This is a genomic window from Rhizobacter sp. (assembly GCF_032229685.1).
Classification (GTDB): domain Bacteria; phylum Pseudomonadota; class Gammaproteobacteria; order Burkholderiales; family Burkholderiaceae_C; genus LMDS01.
Genome location: NZ_JAVTWP010000043.1, coordinates 1 through 20,362 on the forward strand (window position 1 = coordinate 1; position 20,362 = coordinate 20,362).

The following is a 20,362-nucleotide window of genomic DNA, read 5'->3' on the forward strand; positions in this document are numbered from 1 at the left end:
CCGTCGAGGCGGTGGCCGAAGGCGCCGATTCCGAGCGCGTGATGCGCGACCTGGCTGCGCAGGGTCACCAGTTGATCTTCGCCACCAGCTTCGGCTACCTCGAGCCGGCGTTGCGTGTGGCGGCCGAGTTCCCGAACGTGAAGTTCGAGCACGCCGGCGGTTACAAGACGGCGGCGAACCTGAACACCTACAACGCGCGGTACTACGAAGCGCGTTACCTTGCCGGCCTGCTCGCGGGCCAAAGCAGCAAGAGCGGCGTCGCTGGCTACGTGGCCGGCTTTCCGGTGCCCGAAGTCGTGCAGGGCATCAACGCCTTCACGCTCGGCATGCGCGAGGTGAACCCGAAGGCCGAAGTGCGCGTGCTCTGGCTCAACACCTGGTTCGACCCGGCGCGCGAGCGCGAAGCGGCTCAGACGCTCGTCAACCAGGGCGCCGATGTGCTCACCAACCACAGCGGCTCGCCGGCCGTGCCGCAGACCGCGCAGGCGAACTTCAAGAACAAGGGCGTGCGCGCCATCGCCTACCAGAGCGACATGCGCCCCTACGCGCCCGACGCCCAGCTCGCCGCCGTCACGCAGCACTGGGGCGGCTACTACACGCAGGTGGCGAGCGCCGTGCTCGCCGGCTCGTGGAAACCGCAGCCGGTGTGGGGCGGCATGAAGGACGGTCTGGTGCAGTTGAGCGCGTTCGCTGCCGACGTGAAAGCGCCGGTGAAGGCACTGGTCGAAACACGGCGCAAGGCGATCGTCGCCGGCAGCTTCAAGCCGTTCACGGGGCCGTTGACCGACAACGAGGGGCGCGTGCGTCTGGCCCAGGGCACGCTCGACGACGCGTCGATCTCGACGATGAACTGGTTCGTGCGTGGCGTGGTCGGCGCGGTGCCGAAACCCTGACCTTCAGTTCGCGAAGTCGGCCAGGCCCGAGAGTTCGGCGTTCGGGCGTGCCGGCACGTTGGGCACGAGATCGGGGCTCTCGAACGCACGCTGGAAACCGTCTGTCGCGAGCTTGCGGTAGCCCTGCCAGGCAGCGTCGAGCCGCGTCAGGTAACTCTGGTGCGCCGGGAAACCCTCGATGCCCGGCGCACGCCAGGCGGTGGCGCGGTCGGCTGCGGCGCCGAGTGCCGTGCCGGGCCAGTCGAGCCGGCTGATCCCCAGGTAACCGAGGCGGCTGTCGCCGAACGAGAGCGAGCTCACCACGGCCGCCCCGCTCATCCGCGCGCCGAGCCGGCCGAGGCTCGCCTTGAGTTCTTCCGACGCGGCGAAGAGCCTTTCGGAAGGGTCGTTCTCGACCCGCAGCGCGCTGCATTCGTCGCGCAGGCCGACGCGGGTGCGTGCGTGCGCCAGGCCTGCGGTGCCGATGCTGCGGTCGCAGCCCTCGAAGTCGGTCCAGGAATTCACGTTCGCGATCTGCCGGCTGCTGGTGACGCGGATCAACGCAGCGAGCCGGTCGCCGGCGAAGCGGCCGAAGGTCAGCGTGGTGATGCCGATCGGGTATTCGCGCGAGTACGGGATCGTCGCCTGCACGCTCTTGCGGTCGGCCGCGGCCAGCAGAACCCATTCCCCGGGCGGCAGCACGATCTGCTTGCGCGCGCCCACGGCGCCCACGGTCACGAGGCCCGGGCCGTTCAGGCGGTCACCGAGGTTGAGCGACACGGCGCTGCTGTTGGCCAGCGGTTCGGAAAAGCTTCGCAGGCTGCCACTGCTGGCCGCGGGCTGGAGGGCGGGCGGTTCAGATGCCTTCGCGCTGGCCGGCGCGGCCGGCGCGGCCGGCGTGGCCAGCTTGAGGCGCGCCAGGCCCGAGAAAAGACCGTTCGGAAAACTGGCAAGGTAGGAACGGTAGGCGTCGGCGGTGTCGATGCGCTGCACCGAACGCCAGTATTCGAGCTCGGCTTCACTCGGCGCAGGCTGGGCGGGCTGGGCCGATTGGGCGACAGCACCCGCCGCCGCGAGGGCGAGGGCACTCAAGGTCAGGGCGAATCGGGTCAGGCTCATCAACGGGGCTCCGGGGTCGGGACGGGCCGCATTGTCTCGTGCCGCGCAGGCGTTTTCGCGGCCCCTTTGCTCAGGCTTCGGTGCGCCACGCCGTCGGCGTGACGAAACCCTTGTTCAGCAGCGCCACCAACCGGTGCACGCGCCATTGGCCGTCGATGAACAGGTAGTCGGGGCACAGCCCTTCTTCGTGGAAACCGAGGCGCTTGAGCACCTCGGCGCTGCGCCAGTTTTCGGGCCGAAAGCCGGCCTGGATGCGGTGCAGGTTGACGTGCGGCGAGAACATCTCGGCGATCGCGCTGCGCAGCGCTTCGGTCATGAAGGCCTGTCCTTCGTATTGCTGGTCGAGCGCGTAGCCGAGCGAGCAACTCTGGAACGGGCCGCGTGCGATGTTCGAGAAGTGCACGCTGCCGATCACGCGCGTGCTGTCGCCGATCGGCTGCAGCAGGTAGCGGTAGGCCGTGCCGGCGGCAAACGCCGAGGCGCCTTCACGCAGGCGCTGCGCCTGTGCTGCTTCGGTCAGCGCGTCGGGTGGCGTCGGCGGGTCCCAGGGGGCGAGGTGGGATTGATTGCGAATGTGGAAATCGGTGAACGCCGCTGCCAGCTTCTCGTCGGCCGCCACCAGCCGCAGCCGCGCTGTCAGCAGCAGCGGGGCGGCGGTGGTGGCCGGCGACACTTCCATGCGGTCGTTCAACCTGCCATCACTGGTTCGAGCTGCTCTGCGAGCTGCGCCGCGAGCGGGCCGAAGGCGTAGGCGTCCATGCCGATGCAGGCCAGCTCCACGCTGTCGTGCAGGCGCAGCGGCGCGTCGGCGCGACCCCCGGCGCCGGCCGCCACGAACCAGGGCAGCAGGTGTTCATCGGTCGGGTGCATGTCGACGGCGTGTGGGGCCGTGCTGCGGTAGGCGAGCAGCGCGTTCCAGTCGAGTGCCGTGCTGCGCGAAGAGAACCAGTCGCGAAATGCCTTGCTCTCGGGGATCTCGGCTTGCTGGCGCGGGCCGCGCAGGCCGCCGGAGAACGCGCGCCGCAGGTTGTGGGTGATGCTGCCGGTGCCGAGCACGAGCACACCTTCGTTCGCCAGCGAGGCGAGCGCTTCGCCGAGCGCGAACTGTTGCGCCGGGCTCTGGTCGGGCACGAAGGCGAGCGGCAGCACGGGAATGTCGGCGGCCGGGTACAGGTAACGCAGCGCGGTCCAGATGCCGTGGTCGAGCCCGCCTTCGGGAATGACGTGCACGGGCACGGAAGCCGCACCCAGCAGGCCGGCCACACGCTCGGCGAGCGCGGGCGCGCCGGGCACGTCGTAACGCAGCGTGAAGAGCTTGGGGTCGAAATTGCCGAAGTCGTAGACCGCTTCGTGGCGCGGCGCCGCGAGCAACACCGGCGCGCGCGCCGCGGTGTGGGCCGAGACCGCGAGGATGGCTTTCGGCCGGCCGAACGCGGCGTCGATCGCCGGGCCGAGGCGTTGCATGAAAGCGCCGGCCGCGCCGGGCTCCAGCGCGATCATCGGCGAGCCGTGGGAAACGAAGACGGGGGGCAGGGCGGTGTTCATGAAGGGCATTACAGCACCGGGCGAAGCCGCTGTCGTTCGAGCCGCTTGCACGCAGCGTTCAGTGGTGGCGGCGGCAAAGCCCCGGCGCCGGCCGCCGGGCAACGAGTCGTGTAAGTTCCGGGCATGAACACGACTGCTTCGCCCGCCCCGCGCCCGCCTTCGCTGTGGCTGCTCGCCACCCGCCAGATGGCGCGCGACTTCCGCGCCGGTGAGCTGCGCCTGCTGGTGGTGGCGGTGATGCTCGCGGTGGCCGCGCTCAGCGCCGTGGGCTTTTTTGCCGACCGCATCAACGGCGGCCTGGCGCGCGACGCGCGCCAGATGCTCGGCGGCGACGCCCTGATCTCGGCCGACCAGCCGGCGCCGCCGGCGTTCGCGGCCAAGGCCAAGGAACTCGGGCTGCTCACGGCAAACACCGCCACCTTCCCGAGCATGGGCCGCGCACCCGACGACAAGGGCGGTGCCTCACGGCTCGTCACGGTCAAGGCCGTGAGCGACACCTACCCGCTGCGCGGCAGCCTGCAAGTGAACGAAGGCGCCGGCACGCCCGACGTGGCGCTGGCGCGTGGCCCCGGCCCGGGCCAGGCCTGGGTCGACCCGGCCCTGCTCGCGGCGCTCGACCTGAAGGTCGGCGACACGCTGCTGCTTGGCGACACCGGCCTGCGCATCGAACGCCAGATCGTGATCGAGCCCGACCGCGGCTCGGGCTTTTCGAGCTTCGCGCCGCGGGTGATGCTGAACCTGGCCGACCTGCCTGCCACCGGCCTGGTGCAACCCGCCAGCCGCGTGAACTACCACCTCGCCGTGGCCGCCCAGGGCAACAACGAAGCACCGGTGCGCGAGTTCGTCGCCTGGGCCGAAGCGCAGATCAAGAGTGCGGCGCTGCGCGGTTTGCGGGTCGAGTCGCTCGCCACCGGCCGGCCAGAAATGCGCCAGACGCTCGACCGCGCCGCCAAGTTCCTGAACCTCGTGGCGCTGCTGTCGGCGTTGCTCGCTGCGGTGGCCGTGGGCATCGCTTCGCGCGACTTCGCCAGCCGGCACCTCGACGACTGCGCGATGCTGCGCGTGCTCGGCCTGCCGCAGCGAACCATCGCGTTGCAGTACCTCGTCGAGTTCACGTGCGTCGGCCTGATCGCGAGCCTGGCCGGCGTGTTGCTGGGCTATGCGGTGCACTACGTGTTCGTGTGGCTGCTGGCCGGGCTGGTGGCCGCTTCGTTGCCGGCGGCGAGCCTGTGGCCGGCGCTGTTCGGCGTGGGCGTGGGCTTCACGCTGCTGATGGGCTTTGGCCTGCCGCCCGTGCTGCAACTGGCGCAGGTGCCGCCGCTGCGGGTGATCCGGCGTGACGTGGGTGCGCTGAAGCCCGCGTCGATCGCGGTGCTGGCGGCTGGCGCGCTGGGCTTCGTCGCGCTGCTGATGGCGGTGTCGAGCGACCTGAAGCTCGGCTTGATCGCGGTCGGTGGTTTTGCTGCCGCGATCGCGCTGTTCGCGCTGATGTCGTGGTTGGCGGTGTTGTTGCTCCAGCGCGCGGTGCCCGAGTCGCGCGCGCCGCGCTGGCTGGTGCTGGCCACGCGCCAGATCGCGGCCCGGCCGGCGTTCGCGGTGCTGCAGGTCTCGGCGCTGAGCGTGGGCCTGCTGGCGCTGGTGCTGCTCGTGCTGCTGCGCACCGACCTCATCAGCAGCTGGCGCCAGGCCACGCCGAAAGACGCGCCGAACCGCTTCGTGATCAACGTGCAGCCCGACCAGGGTGATGCCTTCCGGCAGAAACTGACCGATGCCGGGGTGAAGCGCTACGACTGGTTCCCGATGATCCGCGGCCGGCTGGTGGCGATCAACGGCAAGGCGGTCAAGGCCGACGACATGGTCGAGGACCGCGCCAAGCGCCTGATCGAGCGCGAGTTCAACCTGAGCCACGACACCGTGCTGCCGCCGCACAACCAGGTGGTGGCGGGCCGCTGGGTCGCCGACGAAGCCAACGCGGTGAGCGTCGAAGAAGGCCTGGCGCAAACACTCGGGCTGAAGCTCGGCGACGCGATGCGTTTCGACATCGGCGGCACCACCGCCGAAGGCCGCATCACGAGCCTGCGCAAGGTCGATTGGAGCTCGATGCGCGTCAACTTCTTCGTGATGTTCCCGAGCGCGGCGATGGCCGATGTGCCGGTGAGCTACATCGCGGCCTACCGGGCGCCCGAAGGAACAAAGCAGAGCGCGGGCTTCGACAACGCGCTCAGCCGCGAATTCCCGAACATCACCAACATCGACGTGTCGGCCTCGATCGCGCAGATCCAACGGGTGCTCGACCAGGTGGTGCGTGCGGTCGAATTCCTGTTCGGCTTCACGCTCGCGGCCGGGCTCGTGGTGCTGTTCGCCGCGGTCACGGCCACGCGTGAAGCACGCTCGCGCGAATTCGCGGTGATGCGCGCGCTCGGTGCCAGCGGCAAGCTGCTGGCGCAGGTGCAGCGTGCCGAACTGCTCGGCGTGGGTGCGCTCGCCGGTGTGCTCGCGTCGGCCGCGGCGATGGCCGTGGGCTGGGCGCTCGCACGCTACGTGTTCGAGTTCAGCTGGAACGCTTCACCCTGGGTGCCGCTCGCCGGCGCGGCGGCCGGCGCCGTGCTCGCTCTGGCGGCCGGTTGGTGGGGCCTGCGCGAGGTGTTGCGCCGGCCTGTTGTTCAGACACTGCGCCAGGCTGCCGACGTGTAGGGCGCGAAAGGCATACTGCCTGCCATGCCGATGCCTTCGACCGACCGCGAACTCCGAATCCTGCACCTCGAAGACTCCGAGCTCGACCACGAGCTGATGGTGGTGCACCTGGTGCGCGGCGGCCTGCGCGTGAAAGCGCTGCGCATCGATTCCGAAGGCGACTTCATCGCGGCGCTCGAGCAGCCCTGGGACGCGATCATCTCCGACTACAACCTGCCGGGCTTCTCTGGCCTGGTGGCGCTCGACCTGCTGGCCGCGAGCAGCCGCGACGTGCCTTTCATCCTGGTGTCGGGCGAGATCGGCGAAGACACGGCGGTGGCGGCCATGCGCAACGGCGCGAGCGACTACCTGCTGAAGAACAACCTGGCGCGCCTGGTGCCGGCGCTGCTGCACGCGATCGAAGCCACCGAGATGCGGCGTGCCCGCGAACGTGCCGACCGCGAGCTGGGTGAATCGCAGCACCGACTGCGCGAACTCGCGCAGCACCTGCAGACCAGCATCGAACTCGAGCGCGCCGCGATCGCGCGCGAGATCCACGACGACGTGGGCGGCTCGCTCACGGCGCTCAAGTTCGACCTGGCCTGGATCGCACGCCACTCGACGTCGCTCGACGTGATCTCGCGCGTGAACTCGGCGCTCGAGACCGTGACCCTCGCGATCGATTCGAGCAAACGCATCATGCACAACCTGCGCCCGGCGATCCTCGAGCAGGGGCTGGTCGCCGCGCTGCAGTGGATCACCTTGCGCTTCGAGAAGCGCACCGGCATCGAGTGTGTGCTGCGGCTGCCGCGCTACGCGCTCGAGTTCCCGGCGGGCGTGCCGCTGGTGGCCTACCGCACCGCGCAAGAAGCGCTGACGAACATCAGCAAGCACGCGCAGGCGAGCAAGGTCGAGCTCGACCTGTCGCTCGCCGGCGGTGTGCTCTCGCTCGAGATCAGCGACAACGGCCGCGGCCTGAACCAGGACGATCTGGCCAAGGCTCGTTCGTTCGGCATTCGGGGCCTGCGTGAACGCGCCGGCACGGTCGGTGGCTGGGTCGACCTGAGCAGTGGCCCGGGCGGCACCACGCTGATCCTTTCGGTCCCCTTGAATCTGGCCGGGAACGCTGATATACCGACTCACGCCGCCCCCGACGCCGACGACCCCAGCCAGTGGGGCGGGCTCTGAACGCAGGACACAGGACGCACGCCCATGATCAAGGTACTTCTGTGTGACGACCACGCGCTGATCCGGCGCGGCATCCGCGACACGCTGTCGGATGCGCCCGACATCGAGGTGGTCGGCGAAGCCGGCGACTACGGCGAACTGCGCACGCTGATGCGCGACGCCACCGCCGACGTGCTGGTGCTCGACATCAACCTGCCCGGGCGCAGCGGCCTCGATGTGCTGCACGTGCTCAAAGACGAGAACACCGCCATGCGCGTGCTGGTGGTGTCGATGTACCCCGAAGACCAGTACGCGATCCGTGCGTTGCGGGCCGGGGCTTACGGCTACGTCAACAAGGGCGGCGACCCGGCGCTGATCGTCGCTGCGGTGCGCACCGTGGCGCAGGGTCGCAAGTACGTCACGCCCGAGATCGCGCAGATGCTGGTCGAGAGCCTGACCACGCCGCTGGCCGCCAACGCGCACGAAAAACTCTCGGACCGGGAGTTGCAGACGCTCGTGATGATCGCCTCGGGCAAGCGCCTCTCAGACATCGCGGAAGAACTCACGCTGAGCCCGAAGACCGTGAGCGTGTACCGCGCCCGCGTGCTCGAGAAGCTGGGCCTGACCAACAACTCCGAGATGACGGTCTACGCCATCCGCAACGGCCTGGTGGGCGACGGCTAGCGCCGAATGTGTCCCGCGGTGACCGGCCGTTGCATGCCGGGCGCCGGGCTGCGGCTTGTGTCACGGTCGGTGCCGGCTTGGTTTGCCGCGCAAAGGCGAAAGCCCTCAGGATGCCGGATTGCAAAGCCCCGCGAGGGCCGAGCGCTCCGCAACCGACGCCGTTCCCATGCAGTTTTTCGAACCCGTCATCATCGTTGTCAGCTTCGCCCTGTCTTCGGGGCTGCTGTGGCTCGCGACCGAAACGGCCGCACTGGCCGCCGGGCGGCCGCAGCCGGTGGCCGTGGCGCTCATGGGCGTGGCCGCGCTGCTGGCGGCCTGCGGGCTGTGGTGGCCGGGTCATCTGCTGCCCGCTGACAGCGGGCGCGGCACCGGCACCTTGCTCAATGCCTTGCCGGCCTTGTTGCTGGCCGTGTGCGCCGGCGCGACTGGTTCTTGGGCCACGGGCCGTCGAACCTTTCTGGTGATCGTCGGAGTCGTCGTCATGCTGATGGCCGCCTACGGCCACGCGATGCTGGCCGCGCCCGGCTTGTTCAGGTTGGCCCGCACGGCGGGCGGGCTCGGGGCCGGTGTGGCGCTGCTTGCGCTGTGTGCTGCCCTGATTGCCGCACAGTTGCGCTACGGCGAGTCGCGTGGCGGCCCGGTGCTGCGGCTGGCTGCTGTGCTGGTGGCCGGCGCCATCACCTGCCTCGGGGCGTTCGTGTCGGCCGCGCCCGTGAGCGCTGCCGTGGTCGTGTGGACCGAGTTGCTGATGCTGGGCGGCCTGATCGGCGTGGCTTCGGTGCTGCGCCTGGTATTGAGGCAAGGCGCCGGCGCGGAGCAAGACGCACCGGCACGCAGCGGCGCGCGCGCGGCGGCAGTCGACAACCTGACCGGCCTGCCGACCCGCCTTTACTTCGAATCGAAGCTCACCGAAGCGGCGCGCAAACGCCGCGACGGCGGCGCACGGCTGGCCGTGTTCTTCATCGACCTCGACGGCTTCAAGCCGGTCAACGACACCTTCGGCCACAGCAGTGGCGACCGCGTGCTCGAGCAGGTGGGTGCGCGCCTGAAGGCGCTGGCCCGCGGCGCTGGCGTGGCGGCGCGCGTCGGTGGCGACGAGTTCGTGCTGCTCGCCCCCGGGGCCGGCGCGCAGTCGGCCGCGGCGCAGATCGCTGCGCGCGTGATCGAGGCGCTGAGCAAACCCTACCGCGTCGACGAGCGCGAGGTCACGATCTCGTGTTCGGTCGGCATTGCGCTCTACCCCGAAGGCTGCAGTTCGAACAAGCTGATCGCCCGTGCCGACGCCGCCATGTACGCCGCCAAACGCGCCGGTGGCTCGCGCCACTGCTTCTATTCGCGCGAGATGGACGCCGACGTGCAGCAGAACTTCGACATGCTGCGTGACCTGCGCGAAGCGCTGGCCCGCAACGAACTCGAACTGTTCTTCCAGCCCAAGGTCGACGCGCGCAGCGGCAAGGTCACCGCCGCCGAAGCGCTGATCCGCTGGAACCACCCGACCCGTGGCATGGTGATGCCGGGTGACTTCATCCCGCTGGCCGAGCGCTCCGGCCTGATCGGCCCGCTCGGCGACTGGGTGATCGAGGCGGCCTGCAAACAGGCTCGCGCCTGGCGCGACAAGGGCCTGCGCATGCGGGTGGCGATCAACCTGTCGGCGTACCAGATGCGCCAGGACGACATTGCCGACCGCATCACCGACGCGCTGGCGCGCTACCGGATCCACCCCTCGCTGCTGACCTGCGAGATCACCGAATCGGCGGCGATGGAAGACACGCTCGCCACGCAGGAGACCTTCCGCCGCCTCGGCGAGCTCGGCGCGCACTTGTCGATCGACGACTTCGGCACCGGCTATTCGAGCCTGAGCTACCTGCGCCAGTTGCCGGCACAGGAACTGAAGATCGACAAGAGCTTCGTGAAAGACATCGAGAGCGGCGACGACGCCCGCGCGGTGGTCGACGCGGTGGTCAAGCTCGCGCATGCGCTGGGCCTCAAGGTGGTGGCCGAGGGCGTGGAAAACACGCGCCAGCAGGAGATCCTGGTCGAGCTGGGCTGCGACGAACTGCAGGGTTACCTGTTCGCCAAGCCCATGTCGGCCCGCGCGCTGTTGCTGTGGGCGATCGGCGATCGTTCCGAGTCGGTGGCGTTCCGCGATTCGCTGTTCGGCGAAACCCGCCAGACGACGCGCGAAATGACGCGCCAGACGCTGCGCTCGGCCGCCTAGGCGGTCGCCCGGCGCCGCACGCAGTCGAGGTAAGCCTGCCCGTCGGGCGGCAGCCCGCTGCGCTGCGAGGCCCAGATCATCTCGCCCAGGCATTCCATCACCTGGTGCTGCGCCTCGTGCGCCGAGCCGAGGCGGTGCCGCAGCAGCTCGAAGGCCTGGCGGATGCCGCTGGGCTGGTCGATGCCGACCTGTTCGGTGATCGACAGGTGCATCGACAGGTGCAGAAAAGGGTTCGTGCGGCCGGCCTCCACTTCGAACACGGCGGCCAGTGCGGCGTCCACATCGGCCAGGTCGGCGTGGTACTCGGGGTGTTCGGCGATCCAGTCGGCGGCCTGCGCCTCGATCGGTGTGAGAGGCAGGGCGCCCACATGCTTGCGCCAGGCCTCGCAGAAGAATCGCCTTACATCGTTCTGGCTCGGAGCAAACATCGCACAATTGTTGCGTGCTTTCTGCAGACCCCCTGCCCACTTCAACCAAGTCCCCATGAACATCACGACCGAACAGCTCTTCGACAACGCCCGCACCCACAACGGCTTCAAGCCCGAACCCATTCCCGAAGCCACGCTGCGCCAGCTCTACGACCTGCTCAAGTGGGGCCCGACCTCGGCCAACTGCAGCCCGGCGCGCTTTGCCTTCGTCACCAGCGCCGAGGGCAAGCAGAAGCTGCTCGACGGCGTTTCGCCCGGCAACGTTGAAAAGACGCGCAGCGCGCCGGTGAGCGTGGTGATCGGCATGGACATGGAATTCTTCGAGAAGCTGCCGCAGCTGTTCCCGCACGCGGACGCGAAGTCGTGGTTCGTCGGCAAACAGCCGATGATCGATTCGACCGCGTTCCGCAACTCCAGCATCCAGGGCGGCTACTTCATCCTCGCGGCGCGCTCGCTCGGGCTCGACTGCGGCCCCATGAGCGGCTTCGACGCCGCCAAGATCGACGCCGCCTTCTGGGCCGGCACCAGCATCAAGACCAACTTCATCTGCAACCTGGGCCACGGCGACACCAGCAAGCTGTTCGCGCGCAGCCCGCGCCTGAGCTTCGAAGAGGCTTGCCGCTTCGCCTGAACGCGGGGTGAGAAAAACTGCACGGCAGAAACACGGGGTTACCTCCGCGTGCCTGCCGTTGCATCGGCAAGCGGCCCGCGACCGCGCTTTCTGACTACCATCGCCGCTCGACTTGTCACGTTGACAAGGGCACACCCGAGTGAAAACCGGGGTCGCAAAACCACCGGCCTGACACCAGCAATGGTCATGGCAGCGGGGTCGCCAACTTGCAAGGCCTGCGCCGCCGAGCGGCACCTTGAAAACCCCGGGCACGGCCCGAGGGTTGGCGATCACGCCGCACGGTGCCGCCGGGTCTCTCCGGCCGACCTCTCCCTTCGCCCCGGGTGGTGAAGACAAAGGCGGACCCGAGCGTGAAAGCTTCCGAACTCCCCGTGACGCGCCCGGCGCGACAGCGCCGCCACCTGCTGTGGGTCGGCGCGCTCGCGCTCGGCCTGCTGTCGGGTTGCACGACCACCAGCCTGCTGCTCGGCGCGGCCGGCGTGGCCACCGATTCGAGCGTGCCCTGGGCCATCGTCAAGCACGTGCACGCCAAGCTGACCGAAGGCGACCCGACGCCCTGCATGCAGCTCAACAGCGTGCAGCGGGCCCTGAACGAACGCTGCGGCGAATTCGTGCCCGGCAGCCTCAAGGCCGAAGACGTTCAACGCTCGGGCCTCTCGATCTGCCCGCTCGCGGTTGCCACGCGCGACCCGCGCTTCTGGCCGGTGCTGCCCGAGCTGCTGGCCAAGGGCGCACAGCCCGAACGCTGCACCCGCTCGCCGCTCGTGGCCCTGGCGATCGCGCGGCCGTGCCCCGCGTTCGAATCGGCTTCGCCCGAGCAACTGCGGGCGCTGGCCTGGCTCGCCGAAGCCGATTCACGGGCCATCGACCACGACGTGGTGCGCTTGCTGAGCTGCCCGAGTGCGCGCCTCGCCGGGCTCGACCAGGTGCTCGACAAGTGGCAGGCGCAAGGCGATCTGCCGACCGGCACGCTCGGTTTCAGCCCGCTCGGCGCCTTGCACCCGGAGCATCTCGACACGCCGCTCGCGCGCGCGCTCGAAGCGCAGGGCCACACGGCGCAGGCCGCGCTCGGCGCCTACGCCGGCGCGCTGCCCTCGGGTTTCGAGCTCGCCTTGCGCAGCAGCCACTGGCGTGCGCTCGACTGGTGGCTGGCGCGCGCGCCGCAGCTGGCCAGCCGCGTGCCGCCGCAGCAGGGCAACCAACTGCCGTGGCTGCCGCTGGCGCGGGTGCTCACGCCGAACTTCCTCGAGCAGCCCGACACCCAGACCGAGATGGTCGAGTACCTGATGGCCCACGGCGCGAGCCCGTGGCAAAAGCTGCCGGCCGACCCGGGGCGATCTGTCGTGAGCCTGGCGATGGACCTGAAGAGCCCGATGCTGCCCCTGCTCGACCCGCCGCCGGCCCCGCGCACGACGGTCGTGGCCGATGGCGCCCACCCGGTGGCGAGAACCCGCTGACGCCTCGCCGCACGCAGCGCGGCTGCCGCTTCACGCCGTGGGGGGCTTCGTCGACACGGTCGGTGAACCCTCGGCGTTGTCTTCGCGGCTCCAGCCGGCCAGCGCCTGGCGCTTCTGGGCCTCTTCGCGTTCCTGCGCGAACAACTCTTCGAGCTGCTGGCGTGCCTGCTTGGCCACGGCGATGAGCTTGGCCTCGTCTTTCAGGTGCGGCGCGGTCTTGGCGAGCTGGTCGACGTTGTGGCGCCGAAAGCGCATCGCCAGCGTGCGCGCCTGGTGGCGTTCCCAGCCCAGTTGTTCGAGCACACTGCGTGCGCTCATCAGCGCCGCGTCCAGCGTTTCGCGCTCGATCAGCGTCACGCCCAGGTCGAGCAGCTCGAAGTAGTGGCGCACGTTGCGGGCGCGCGCCACGATGGTCAGGCCCGGGAAGTTCTCGCGCACCATCTTCGCGGCCTCGACGCTGCGCTCCACGTCGTCGATGGCCAGCACGAGCACGCGTGCCTTGGCGGCGCCGGCGGTGCGCATCAGGTCGAGCCGCGTGGCGTCGCCGTAGAACACGCGCCAGCCGAACTTGCGCATGGTCTCGATCTGGTCGGCGTCGTGGTCGAGCACGGTCGGCTGGATGCCGTTGGCGTAGAGCATGCGGCCCACCACCTGGCCATAACGGCCGAAGCCGGCAATGATCACGGCCTCGTTCTGCGGCTCGTCAAGCTCTTTCATCGTGCTGCGTGTCTGGCCGGCGAGCAGCGGGATCAGCCAGCGGTCGGCCGCCACCAGCAGCAGCGGCGTGACCAGCATCGAGATCGCCACGGCCGCGACCAGCAACGACGACACCGGCGCGTCGATCACGCCGGCCTGCGCAGCGGTCTGGAACACCACGAAGCCGAACTCACCCCCTTGCGCGAGCAGGATGATGAAGACCGGTCGCTCGGGCTTGGGCAGGGCCATCGCCCGGCCCATGCCCCAGAGCACAAAGGTCTTCAGCAGCAGGAAGCCGATCACCACGCCGGCGATCAGCAGCGGCTGGGCGAGCACGACCGCGAAATCGATGCTCATGCCGACGGCGATGAAGAACAGGCCGAGCAACAAGCCCTTGAACGGCTCGATGTCGGTTTCAAGTTCGCGCCGGTATTCACTTTCCGCCAGCAGCACGCCGGCCAGAAAGGCGCCGAGCGCCATCGAGAGGCCAACCGTCTGCATCAAGGCCGCCGTGGCCACCACCAGCAGCAGCGAGGCGGCGGTGAAGATCTCGGGCGTGTCGCTGCGTGCGATCCAGCGCAAGGCCGGGCGCAGCAACAAGCGGCCGCCGAGCACGATGATCACGATCACGCCGATGGCCTTGGCCGCACCGACCCAGCCGCTGCCGTCGGCGTGCGCCTGCGCCGCTGCCAGCAAGGGCAGCAGCGCCAGGATCGGGATCGCGGCCACGTCTTGCAGCAGCGCCACGCTCAGCACACTCTGGCCCGAGCTGGTGCTCATCAGGTTGCGCTCGTTCAGCACCCCGAGGCCGATCGCGGTCGACGACATGCCCAGGCCGAGCGCGGCGACGAGCGCGATGCGCCAGTCGAGCCCGGCGATCACCGCCACCAGCAGCATCAGCGCGGCCGAGCCGAACAGCTGCACACTGCCCCAGCCGAAGATCGGCTTGCGCAGCGCCCACAAGCGCCGCGGCTCGAGTTCGAGGCCGACGAGGAACAGCATCAGCACGACGCCGAACTCCGAGAAGTGCAGCATGTCCTGCGGGTTGGTCACGAACTTCAGCCCCCACGGGCCGATGAGGATGCCGGCCGCCAGGTAGCCGATGATCGAGCCGAGGCCGAAGAACTTGGCCAGCGGCACCGCGAGCACGGCCGCTGCCAGGTAGACGAGCGGGCCGGTGAGCCAGGAGCTGTGTTCCATCAGATCGTGTCCGTCAGGGAGTCTTCGGGGCGTGCGTCTTCGGGCACGTGGCGCGTCAGGCCGTAGAGCAGTTCGTCGAGTTCGGGCCAGCGCGGGTAGGTGGCCAGGCGGTCGGTGAACAGGCTGGTGTGCGCCGCGATCTGCGCCTCGTCGGCGCGGTGGGCGCCGTGCAGCAGCAGCGGTGGCAGGAAGCGCATGCCGCACAGCGCCGCCGTCTGTTCGTAGGGTGGCAGAAAGGCGTCGAAGAAGTAGCGGTTGTAGCTCTCCGGGTGGTACGAGTCTTCCGGCCCGCCGGTGGTGGCCACGAGCCACAGGTCCTTGCCACGCAAGGCCGTGCCGCCCGGGCCGTAGGCCCAGCCGAACGAGAGCACGTCGTCGACCCAGAGTTTCATCAGCGGCGGCATGCTGTACCAGTGGATCGGGTGCTGCCAGACCACCAGGCTCGCCTGCGCCAGCAGGGCCTGCTCGGCGGGCACGTCGATCAGGTAGTCGGGGTACAGCGAGTACAGATCGCGCACGACGACGGGGCCCGAAGGCGCTGAAGCCAAGCCCGCCGCGCTGCGCATCATCCGCCGGTTGATGCGCGATTGTTCCATCTGCGGGTGGGCGGTGATCACGAGCACGGTGTTCGGGGTGATCTCGTCAGGCTCGGGCATGAAGTGAAGGCTCGCTGGTTAGTCTCGATGGCAGGGCCCGCAGGCGCCCCGCTAACATAACCGGAAAGTCGTCAACAACACGGGGAGAGCTCTGCATGCCGGTGATCGTGGTGGCCAATCCGAAGGGGGGCGTGGGCAAGACCACGCTGTCGAGCAACATCGCGGGCTACCTCGCGTCGAAAGGGCACGCGGTGATGCTGGGCGATGCCGACCGGCAACAGTCGGCGCGCACCTGGCTGTCGCTGCGCCCGGCCGGCCTGCCGCGCATCCATGCCTGGGAAGTGACGCACGACGACGTGGTGCGCCCGCCCAAGGGCACGACCCACGTGGTGCTCGACACACCCGCCGGCCTGCACGGCAAACGCTTCGACGAGGTGATGAAGGTTGCCGACAAGGTGATCATCCCCCTGCAACCGAGCATCTTCGACATCCACGCCACGCACGAGTTCGTGCGCCAGCTGCAGGCACACCGGCGCGGTGACAAGGTCCAGATGGGCATCGTCGGCATGCGCACCCGCGACGGCACGATCTCGTCGGACCAGCTGCGCGGCTTTCTCGACGGCCTGAAGCTCCCGGTGCTGGGCTTCGTGCGCGACACCCAGAACTACGTGCACCTCGCCGCGCACGGCCTCACGCTCTGGGACGTGGGCTCGAACCGCTTCGAGCGCGACCTGGAACAGTGGCAGCCGATCACGAAGTGGATCGACGCCTGAGCGTCTTCACCCTCACCGAACCCCGAAGGAACACCCCGAATGACCAGTTTCGAACACCTCGTCGACCTGCAGGCGCGCGTCGGCGAAGAAGTGGGCGTGAGCGAATGGATCACCGTCGACCAGAACCGCATCAACCTGTTCGCCGACGCCACGGGTGACCACCAGTGGATCCACATCGACGCCGAGCGGGCGGCCAAGGGCCCGTTCGGCACCACCATCGCGCACGGCTTTCTCACGCTCTCGCTGCTGCCGGAGATGTCGGCCAGCGCGTTCCAGGTGCTCGACACGCGCATGGGCGTGAACTATGGTCTCGACCGGGTGCGGTTCCCTGCGCCCGTGCCTTCGGGCAGCCGGCTGCGCGGGCGCTTCAAGCTGCTGAAGTACGAGCCGCTCGAAGGCGGCGCGCAGCTCACCGTCGAGGTCACGATGGAGCGCGAAGGTTCGTCCAAACCGGTCTGCGTGGCCGAGTCGCTGGCGCGCCGCTACGTCTGAGCGCTGCTGCGGAGCCCCCCTTAGGAGGGATCGGCGCCGGCCTGTGCCGGTTTAGCATCCACGCAAGCCGAAGCAGAAGGAAAGGGCAGCATGAAGGTTCTGTTGATCGACGACCACCCGCTCATCCTTTCTGCGCTGCAGAGCGTGATTCTCGGCCTGGGGGGTGACGTGAGCGTCACCGGCGCCGGCAGTGCGGGCGCCGCCCGCGAGATCCTGAAGGCCGACCCCGACTTCGACCTGGTGCTGCTCGACCTGCACCTGGGTGACGCCGACGGCTTCGAAGTGCTGGCCGAGTTCCGCGGCCAGTACCCGGCGCTGCCGGTGGTGGTGGTGTCGGCGTCCGACCGCATGAGCGACGTGATCCGCGCCATCGACCTCGGCGCGATGGGCTTCGTGCCCAAGCGAGCCAGCAACGACACCTTGTTCGAAGCGCTGCGCATGGTGATGTCGGGCGGCATCTACGTGCCGACCATGGCGATGGGCAGCGAGAGAACCGAGCCGGTGCAGGGCGGCGACACCGTGCCCAGCGTGCTGCGCGTGGTGCGAGAGCGCGCCGAAGACAGCGGCTTCCAGACCGGGCCGCCACCGCTGGCCTCGCTCGGGCTCACGCCGCGCCAGACCGACGTGCTCGCCCTGTTGCTCAAGGGCATGCCCAACAAGCTGATCGCGCGCGAGCTCAAGCTGTCGGTCGAAACCGTCAAGGACCACGTGGCCGCCGTGCTGCGCACGCTCGGCGTCAACTCGCGCACGCAGGCGGTGCTGGCAGTGAGCCAGATGGCCAACCAGGGCGGGCTGTCGGACTGGCGCCAGAGCAAGAGCTGACGCGCTGCGCAGGGCCGGCCAACCGCGCGCCGCCGATACACTGCCGGGCTTCACCCTTCGGTGAAGACTCTCACCCGACAGGAGCCGCCCTTGGCCAGCGATCCCGCCCTCGACCGAGCCGAACTCGCCAGCGACCTGGCCGCCTCGCCCTTGCCCGACGTGGTGCAGAGCACCTACGACTACCTGCCGGCCTCGTTGGCGGGCTACACGGCCGGGGTGGGCGTCGTCACGATGCTGTTCTGGGGCATCGCACCGGCCACCTTGATGCTGCCCTGGCTGGCGGCGTTCGTGCTGATGGGCCTGCTGCGGTTTCTGGTCTGGCAAGCGTTCAAGCGTGCGAGCCTGAACACGCTGGCCGACTGGTCGCGCTGGTTGCTGCGCTCCAACATCGGCACCTTGATCGCCGGCGCCTTCTGGGGCTTCACGGGGTGGGCCTTCTACGTCGAAGGCAGCGGCTTGCAGCAGACCGGGCTGATCGTGATCGTCTACACCTTCAGCGTGGTCGGCATTCCGGTGTTGTCGATCCAGCCGCGCATCTACATTGCCTTCGCCGCGCTGTGTTTCATGCCGATGGTCGTGCGCATCGCCAGCGTCGGCGATTCCTACAGCTACCAGTTGGCCGGCGAGCTGGTGCTGATCTTCAGCTTCACGACGATCCTGGCGCGCACCTACCGACAGGCGCTGCAGCGGGCGATCGACCTCAAAGTGCAGGCCAACGAGTTGCTGGCGCAGTTGCGCGTGGAAAAGCAGGCGGCCGAGGCGGCGCGGCAAGAAGCCGAGGTGGCCAACCGCGCCAAGACCCAGTTCTTCACCGCCGCCAGCCACGACCTGCGCCAGCCGCTGCACGCGATGGGCCTCTTCGCCGAAGCGCTGCGTCAGCGTGTGCACGAGCCGGAAGTGGCGCAGCTCGTCAACAGCATCAACGAATCGGTCGACGCGCTCGAAGGCCTGTTCTCGGAATTGCTCGACATCACCCGCATCGACAACGGTGGCGTGGAAGTGCACGAGCAGCACTTCGCGGTGGGCGACATCCTGCGCAAGCTGCGCCTGAACTTCGAGCCCAGCGCTTTCGAGAAGGGCCTGTCGCTGCGCCTGCGCAGCGGCGAGCGGGTCGTGTTCGCCGACCCGCTGCTGGTCGAGCGCATCCTGCGCAACCTGGTTTCGAACGCGATCCGATATACCAACGACGGCTCGGTGCTCGTGAGCTGCCGCCAACGCGGCGACCGGGTGCTGCTGCAGGTGTGGGACACCGGCATCGGCATCCGCGAATCCGAGCGCGTGCACATCTTCGAAGAGTTCTACCAGGTGCCGAACACGGGCGTCGTGAGCCCCGAACAGCGCAAGGGCCTGGGCCTGGGCCTGGCGATCGTGAAGCGGCTGGCCGACCTGATGAACGCGCCGCTCTCGGTGCGTTCGCAGGCCGGGCGTGGCACCGTGTTCACGCTCGAACTGCCGGTGGGCAAGGCGCCGCGTGCAGTGGCTCCGGCGGTGCCTGGCAAGGGGCCGCTGGGCATCACGCTCGAAGGGCGCCTGGTCGTGATCGTCGAAGACGAGCCAGCCGTGCGCGGCGGGCTCGAGGTGCTGATCAAAGGCTGGGGGGCGAGCATCGCCTCGTTCGAGAGTGTGGCGGCCAGCGCGGCGTGGGCCGCGGCGAGCGACCCGCAGATCGTCAAGCCCGACCTGCTGATCGTCGACTACCGGCTCGAAGACGGGCTGAATGGCGTGGACGCCATCAAGGCCCTGCGTGCGCGCTTCGGTGCCGCGGTGCCGGCTATTCTCGTCACCGGCAGCACGATGACCGGGCACGAGATGGACGCCCAGGCGCACAACTTCCACCTGCTGATCAAGCCCGTGGTGCCGAACAAGCTGCGCGCGATGATCGCGTTCAAGCTCGGCGTGAAGGCGGCCTAGCGGCCTGGCTCTTACGCTGGCGTGTAGGCCAGCCGCACGTAGATCGGCGCGAAGGCTTCGGCCTGGGTCACTTCGAGCAGGTGTTCCTTGGCCAGCTCGAGCAGCGCGATGAAGGTGACGACCAGCACCTGCGGCCCGCGCGCCACGTCGAAGAGGTCTTCGAACATCGCGAAGCGCCGCCCCTGCAGCGAGCGCAGCACGATGCTCATGTGCTCGCGCACGCTGAGCTGTTCGCGGGTGATGGTGTGGTGCTGGTTCAGGTTGGCGCGCTTGAGGATGTCGGCCCACGCGGCGCGCAGCTCGTCGGCGTCGACGTCGGGGAAGCGCGGCGCGAGCGACTGTTCGATCACCACCTGCGCGCGCAGGAAGTCGCGGCCGATCACCGGCAGCGCGTCGAGCTGGGCCGCCGCGAGTTTCATCTGTTCGTACTCGATCAGGCGGCGCACCAGTTCGGCACGCGGGTCTTCGGCTTCCTGCCCGTCGGCGCTCTTCTTCGGCGGCAACAGCATGCGCGACTTGATCTCGATCAGCATCGCCGCCATCAGCAGGTAGTCGCTGGCGAGCTCGAGGTTGGTCTTGCGGATCTGCTCGACGTAGGCCAGGTATTGGCGCGTCACGCTCGCCATGGGAATGTCGAGGATGTTGAAGTTCTGGCGCCGGATCAGGTAGAGCAGCAGGTCGAGCGGGCCTTCGAAGGCTTCGAGGAAGACCTCGAGTGCGTCGGGCGGGATGTACAGGTCGGTCGGCATCGCGAACAGCGGCTCGCCGTACAGGCGGGCCACGGCCACGTTGTCGACCACCTCGGCGGGCGCCAATGCCGATTCGGGCACCTCGGGTGCCATCACCTCGTCGCTCACGACCGCTTCGCCGGGCTCAGTGCCCGGTCTGGTAGACGTAGGGCTGTTGCGCGACCCGGGCTTCGGCCTGCTCGGCCTGTGCCTGGCGGTCGACCGGCTTGTCCCACAGCAGGGCACGGCCCTGGCGCTGCTCGGCTTCCAGCGTCGGCTTGGCGGCCTTCAGCTCTTCGATGAAGGACGTGACGTCGGACTTGTAGGCTTTCCAGAACAGTGGCATGGCA

The 20,362-nt window shown here is 69.0% G+C and carries 19 protein-coding genes and 1 riboswitch; of the genes, 11 read left to right on the forward strand and 8 right to left on the reverse strand.

All coding sequences use genetic code 11. The features are described from left to right. The coding region (locus AC30PD_RS21705) for a BMP family ABC transporter substrate-binding protein (protein ID WP_489537781.1) at nt 1-893 on the forward strand (893 nt) is incomplete at its 5' end. A 3-nt stretch (nt 894-896) separates the two neighbouring features. Here the strand turns inward: AC30PD_RS21705 and AC30PD_RS21710 are convergent. The 3 genes from AC30PD_RS21710 to AC30PD_RS21720 form a co-directional block, all read right to left on the reverse strand. Beyond that, nucleotides 897-1,991 (reverse strand): hypothetical protein, encoded by a 1,095-nt coding sequence (locus AC30PD_RS21710; protein WP_489537782.1) that lies wholly within the window; start codon nt 1,989-1,991, stop codon nt 897-899. Between the two features lie 70 nt (nt 1,992-2,061). Beyond that, on the reverse strand, nt 2,062-2,670 hold the full coding sequence (locus AC30PD_RS21715; RefSeq protein WP_489537783.1) for a GNAT family N-acetyltransferase: 609 nt from the start codon (nt 2,668-2,670) through the stop codon (nt 2,062-2,064). A gap of 8 nt (nt 2,671-2,678) precedes the next feature. Then, nucleotides 2,679-3,536 (reverse strand): dioxygenase family protein, encoded by an 858-nt coding sequence (locus AC30PD_RS21720; protein WP_489537784.1) that lies wholly within the window; start codon nt 3,534-3,536, stop codon nt 2,679-2,681. A gap of 123 nt (nt 3,537-3,659) precedes the next feature. Here AC30PD_RS21720 and AC30PD_RS21725 point away from each other — a divergent pair, with 123 nt between their 5' ends. The 4 genes from AC30PD_RS21725 to AC30PD_RS21740 all read left to right on the forward strand — a co-directional run bounded on the left by AC30PD_RS21725 (nt 3,660) and on the right by AC30PD_RS21740 (nt 10,278). Continuing rightward, nucleotides 3,660-6,230, forward strand: a complete 2,571-nt coding sequence (locus AC30PD_RS21725) for an ABC transporter permease (RefSeq protein WP_489537785.1) — start codon at nt 3,660-3,662, stop codon at nt 6,228-6,230. A gap of 24 nt (nt 6,231-6,254) precedes the next feature. Beyond that, nucleotides 6,255-7,397, forward strand: coding sequence for a hybrid sensor histidine kinase/response regulator (locus AC30PD_RS21730; protein WP_489537786.1), 1,143 nt, complete (start codon nt 6,255-6,257; stop codon nt 7,395-7,397). A gap of 24 nt (nt 7,398-7,421) precedes the next feature. Further along, nucleotides 7,422-8,060 carry a response regulator gene (locus AC30PD_RS21735; protein WP_489537787.1) on the forward strand — a complete coding sequence of 213 codons (639 nt, stop codon included), beginning with the start codon at nt 7,422-7,424 and terminating at the stop codon, nt 8,058-8,060. A 166-nt stretch (nt 8,061-8,226) separates the two neighbouring features. Further along, nucleotides 8,227-10,278, forward strand: coding sequence for a putative bifunctional diguanylate cyclase/phosphodiesterase (locus AC30PD_RS21740; protein ID WP_489537788.1), 2,052 nt, complete (start codon nt 8,227-8,229; stop codon nt 10,276-10,278). On the opposite strand, the gene AC30PD_RS21745 is transcribed toward AC30PD_RS21740, so the two are convergent. After that, entirely contained in the window at nt 10,275-10,706 is a 432-nt protein-coding gene (locus tag AC30PD_RS21745; RefSeq protein WP_489537789.1) for a DUF1841 family protein, read from the reverse strand. The two genes, AC30PD_RS21740 and AC30PD_RS21745, sit on opposite strands and share 4 nt — an antisense overlap. 55 nt (nt 10,707-10,761) lie before the next feature. Here AC30PD_RS21745 and AC30PD_RS21750 point away from each other — a divergent pair, with 55 nt between their 5' ends. Then, the gene (locus AC30PD_RS21750; protein WP_489537790.1) at nt 10,762-11,337 is read left to right on the forward strand and encodes a malonic semialdehyde reductase; all 576 of its coding nucleotides are present in this window, start codon (nt 10,762-10,764) and stop codon (nt 11,335-11,337) included. A 118-nt stretch (nt 11,338-11,455) separates the two neighbouring features. Continuing rightward, nucleotides 11,456-11,543: riboswitch (cyclic di-GMP riboswitch) on the forward strand. A 144-nt stretch (nt 11,544-11,687) separates the two neighbouring features. After that, entirely contained in the window at nt 11,688-12,794 is a 1,107-nt protein-coding gene (locus tag AC30PD_RS21755) for a hypothetical protein (RefSeq protein ID WP_489537791.1), read from the forward strand. A 30-nt stretch (nt 12,795-12,824) separates the two neighbouring features. Here AC30PD_RS21755 and kefC read toward each other — a convergent pair whose 3' ends face one another. Together kefC and kefF are read right to left on the reverse strand one after the other, a co-directional pair. Beyond that, nucleotides 12,825-14,690: a glutathione-regulated potassium-efflux system protein KefC gene (kefC, locus tag AC30PD_RS21760; RefSeq protein ID WP_489537792.1), complete on the reverse strand. Its 1,866-nt coding sequence runs from the start codon at nt 14,688-14,690 to the stop codon at nt 12,825-12,827. After that, a complete protein-coding gene (gene kefF / locus AC30PD_RS21765) occupies nt 14,690-15,346 on the reverse strand; it encodes a glutathione-regulated potassium-efflux system oxidoreductase KefF (protein WP_489537793.1) in 657 nt (218 codons plus the stop codon). Before kefF ends, kefC begins: the two co-directional genes overlap by 1 nt. 95 nt (nt 15,347-15,441) lie before the next feature. Here kefF and AC30PD_RS21770 point away from each other — a divergent pair, with 95 nt between their 5' ends. From AC30PD_RS21770 to AC30PD_RS21785, 4 genes are all read left to right on the forward strand, one after another. Beyond that, nucleotides 15,442-16,059, forward strand: a complete 618-nt coding sequence (locus AC30PD_RS21770; protein WP_489537794.1) for an AAA family ATPase — start codon at nt 15,442-15,444, stop codon at nt 16,057-16,059. Between the two features lie 39 nt (nt 16,060-16,098). After that, a complete protein-coding gene (locus tag AC30PD_RS21775; protein WP_489537795.1) occupies nt 16,099-16,551 on the forward strand; it encodes a MaoC family dehydratase in 453 nt (150 codons plus the stop codon). Nucleotides 16,552-16,641: 90 nt separating this feature from the next. Beyond that, a complete protein-coding gene (locus AC30PD_RS21780) occupies nt 16,642-17,373 on the forward strand; it encodes a response regulator (RefSeq protein WP_489537796.1) in 732 nt (243 codons plus the stop codon). A 90-nt stretch (nt 17,374-17,463) separates the two neighbouring features. Next, the gene (locus AC30PD_RS21785) at nt 17,464-19,284 is read left to right on the forward strand and encodes an ATP-binding response regulator (protein WP_489537797.1); all 1,821 of its coding nucleotides are present in this window, start codon (nt 17,464-17,466) and stop codon (nt 19,282-19,284) included. Nucleotides 19,285-19,295: 11 nt separating this feature from the next. On the opposite strand, the gene AC30PD_RS21790 is transcribed toward AC30PD_RS21785, so the two are convergent. Both AC30PD_RS21790 and AC30PD_RS21795 read right to left on the reverse strand, forming a co-directional pair. Further along, nucleotides 19,296-20,126 (reverse strand): segregation and condensation protein A, encoded by an 831-nt coding sequence (locus tag AC30PD_RS21790; RefSeq protein WP_489537812.1) that lies wholly within the window; start codon nt 20,124-20,126, stop codon nt 19,296-19,298. A 31-nt stretch (nt 20,127-20,157) separates the two neighbouring features. Then, entirely contained in the window at nt 20,158-20,358 is a 201-nt protein-coding gene (locus AC30PD_RS21795; protein WP_489537798.1) for a DUF3460 family protein, read from the reverse strand. Nucleotides 20,359-20,362: the final 4 nt, after the last annotated feature.

What these genes read in the sequence shown, in the direction of transcription:
- AC30PD_RS21710 (WP_489537782.1), bottom strand. Translation starts at nt 1,991, where the DNA reads ATGAGCCTGACCCGATTCGCCCTGACCTTGAGTGCCCTCGCCCTCGCG.
- kefC (WP_489537792.1), bottom strand. Translation starts at nt 14,690, where the DNA reads ATGGAACACAGCTCCTGGCTCACCGGCCCGCTCGTCTACCTGGCAGCG.
- AC30PD_RS21795 (WP_489537798.1), bottom strand. Translation starts at nt 20,358, where the DNA reads ATGCCACTGTTCTGGAAAGCCTACAAGTCCGACGTCACGTCCTTCATC.
- kefF (WP_489537793.1), bottom strand. Translation starts at nt 15,346, where the DNA reads ATGCCCGAGCCTGACGAGATCACCCCGAACACCGTGCTCGTGATCACC.
- AC30PD_RS21790 (WP_489537812.1), bottom strand. Translation starts at nt 20,126, where the DNA reads ATGGCACCCGAGGTGCCCGAATCGGCATTGGCGCCCGCCGAGGTGGTC.
- AC30PD_RS21780 (WP_489537796.1), top strand. Translation starts at nt 16,642, where the DNA reads ATGAAGGTTCTGTTGATCGACGACCACCCGCTCATCCTTTCTGCGCTG.
- AC30PD_RS21720 (WP_489537784.1), bottom strand. Translation starts at nt 3,536, where the DNA reads ATGAACACCGCCCTGCCCCCCGTCTTCGTTTCCCACGGCTCGCCGATG.
- AC30PD_RS21745 (WP_489537789.1), bottom strand. Translation starts at nt 10,706, where the DNA reads ATGTTTGCTCCGAGCCAGAACGATGTAAGGCGATTCTTCTGCGAGGCC.
- AC30PD_RS21770 (WP_489537794.1), top strand. Translation starts at nt 15,442, where the DNA reads ATGCCGGTGATCGTGGTGGCCAATCCGAAGGGGGGCGTGGGCAAGACC.
- AC30PD_RS21750 (WP_489537790.1), top strand. Translation starts at nt 10,762, where the DNA reads ATGAACATCACGACCGAACAGCTCTTCGACAACGCCCGCACCCACAAC.
- AC30PD_RS21775 (WP_489537795.1), top strand. Translation starts at nt 16,099, where the DNA reads ATGACCAGTTTCGAACACCTCGTCGACCTGCAGGCGCGCGTCGGCGAA.
- AC30PD_RS21725 (WP_489537785.1), top strand. Translation starts at nt 3,660, where the DNA reads ATGAACACGACTGCTTCGCCCGCCCCGCGCCCGCCTTCGCTGTGGCTG.
- AC30PD_RS21730 (WP_489537786.1), top strand. Translation starts at nt 6,255, where the DNA reads ATGCCGATGCCTTCGACCGACCGCGAACTCCGAATCCTGCACCTCGAA.
- AC30PD_RS21740 (WP_489537788.1), top strand. Translation starts at nt 8,227, where the DNA reads ATGCAGTTTTTCGAACCCGTCATCATCGTTGTCAGCTTCGCCCTGTCT.
- AC30PD_RS21735 (WP_489537787.1), top strand. Translation starts at nt 7,422, where the DNA reads ATGATCAAGGTACTTCTGTGTGACGACCACGCGCTGATCCGGCGCGGC.
- AC30PD_RS21715 (WP_489537783.1), bottom strand. Translation starts at nt 2,670, where the DNA reads ATGGAAGTGTCGCCGGCCACCACCGCCGCCCCGCTGCTGCTGACAGCG.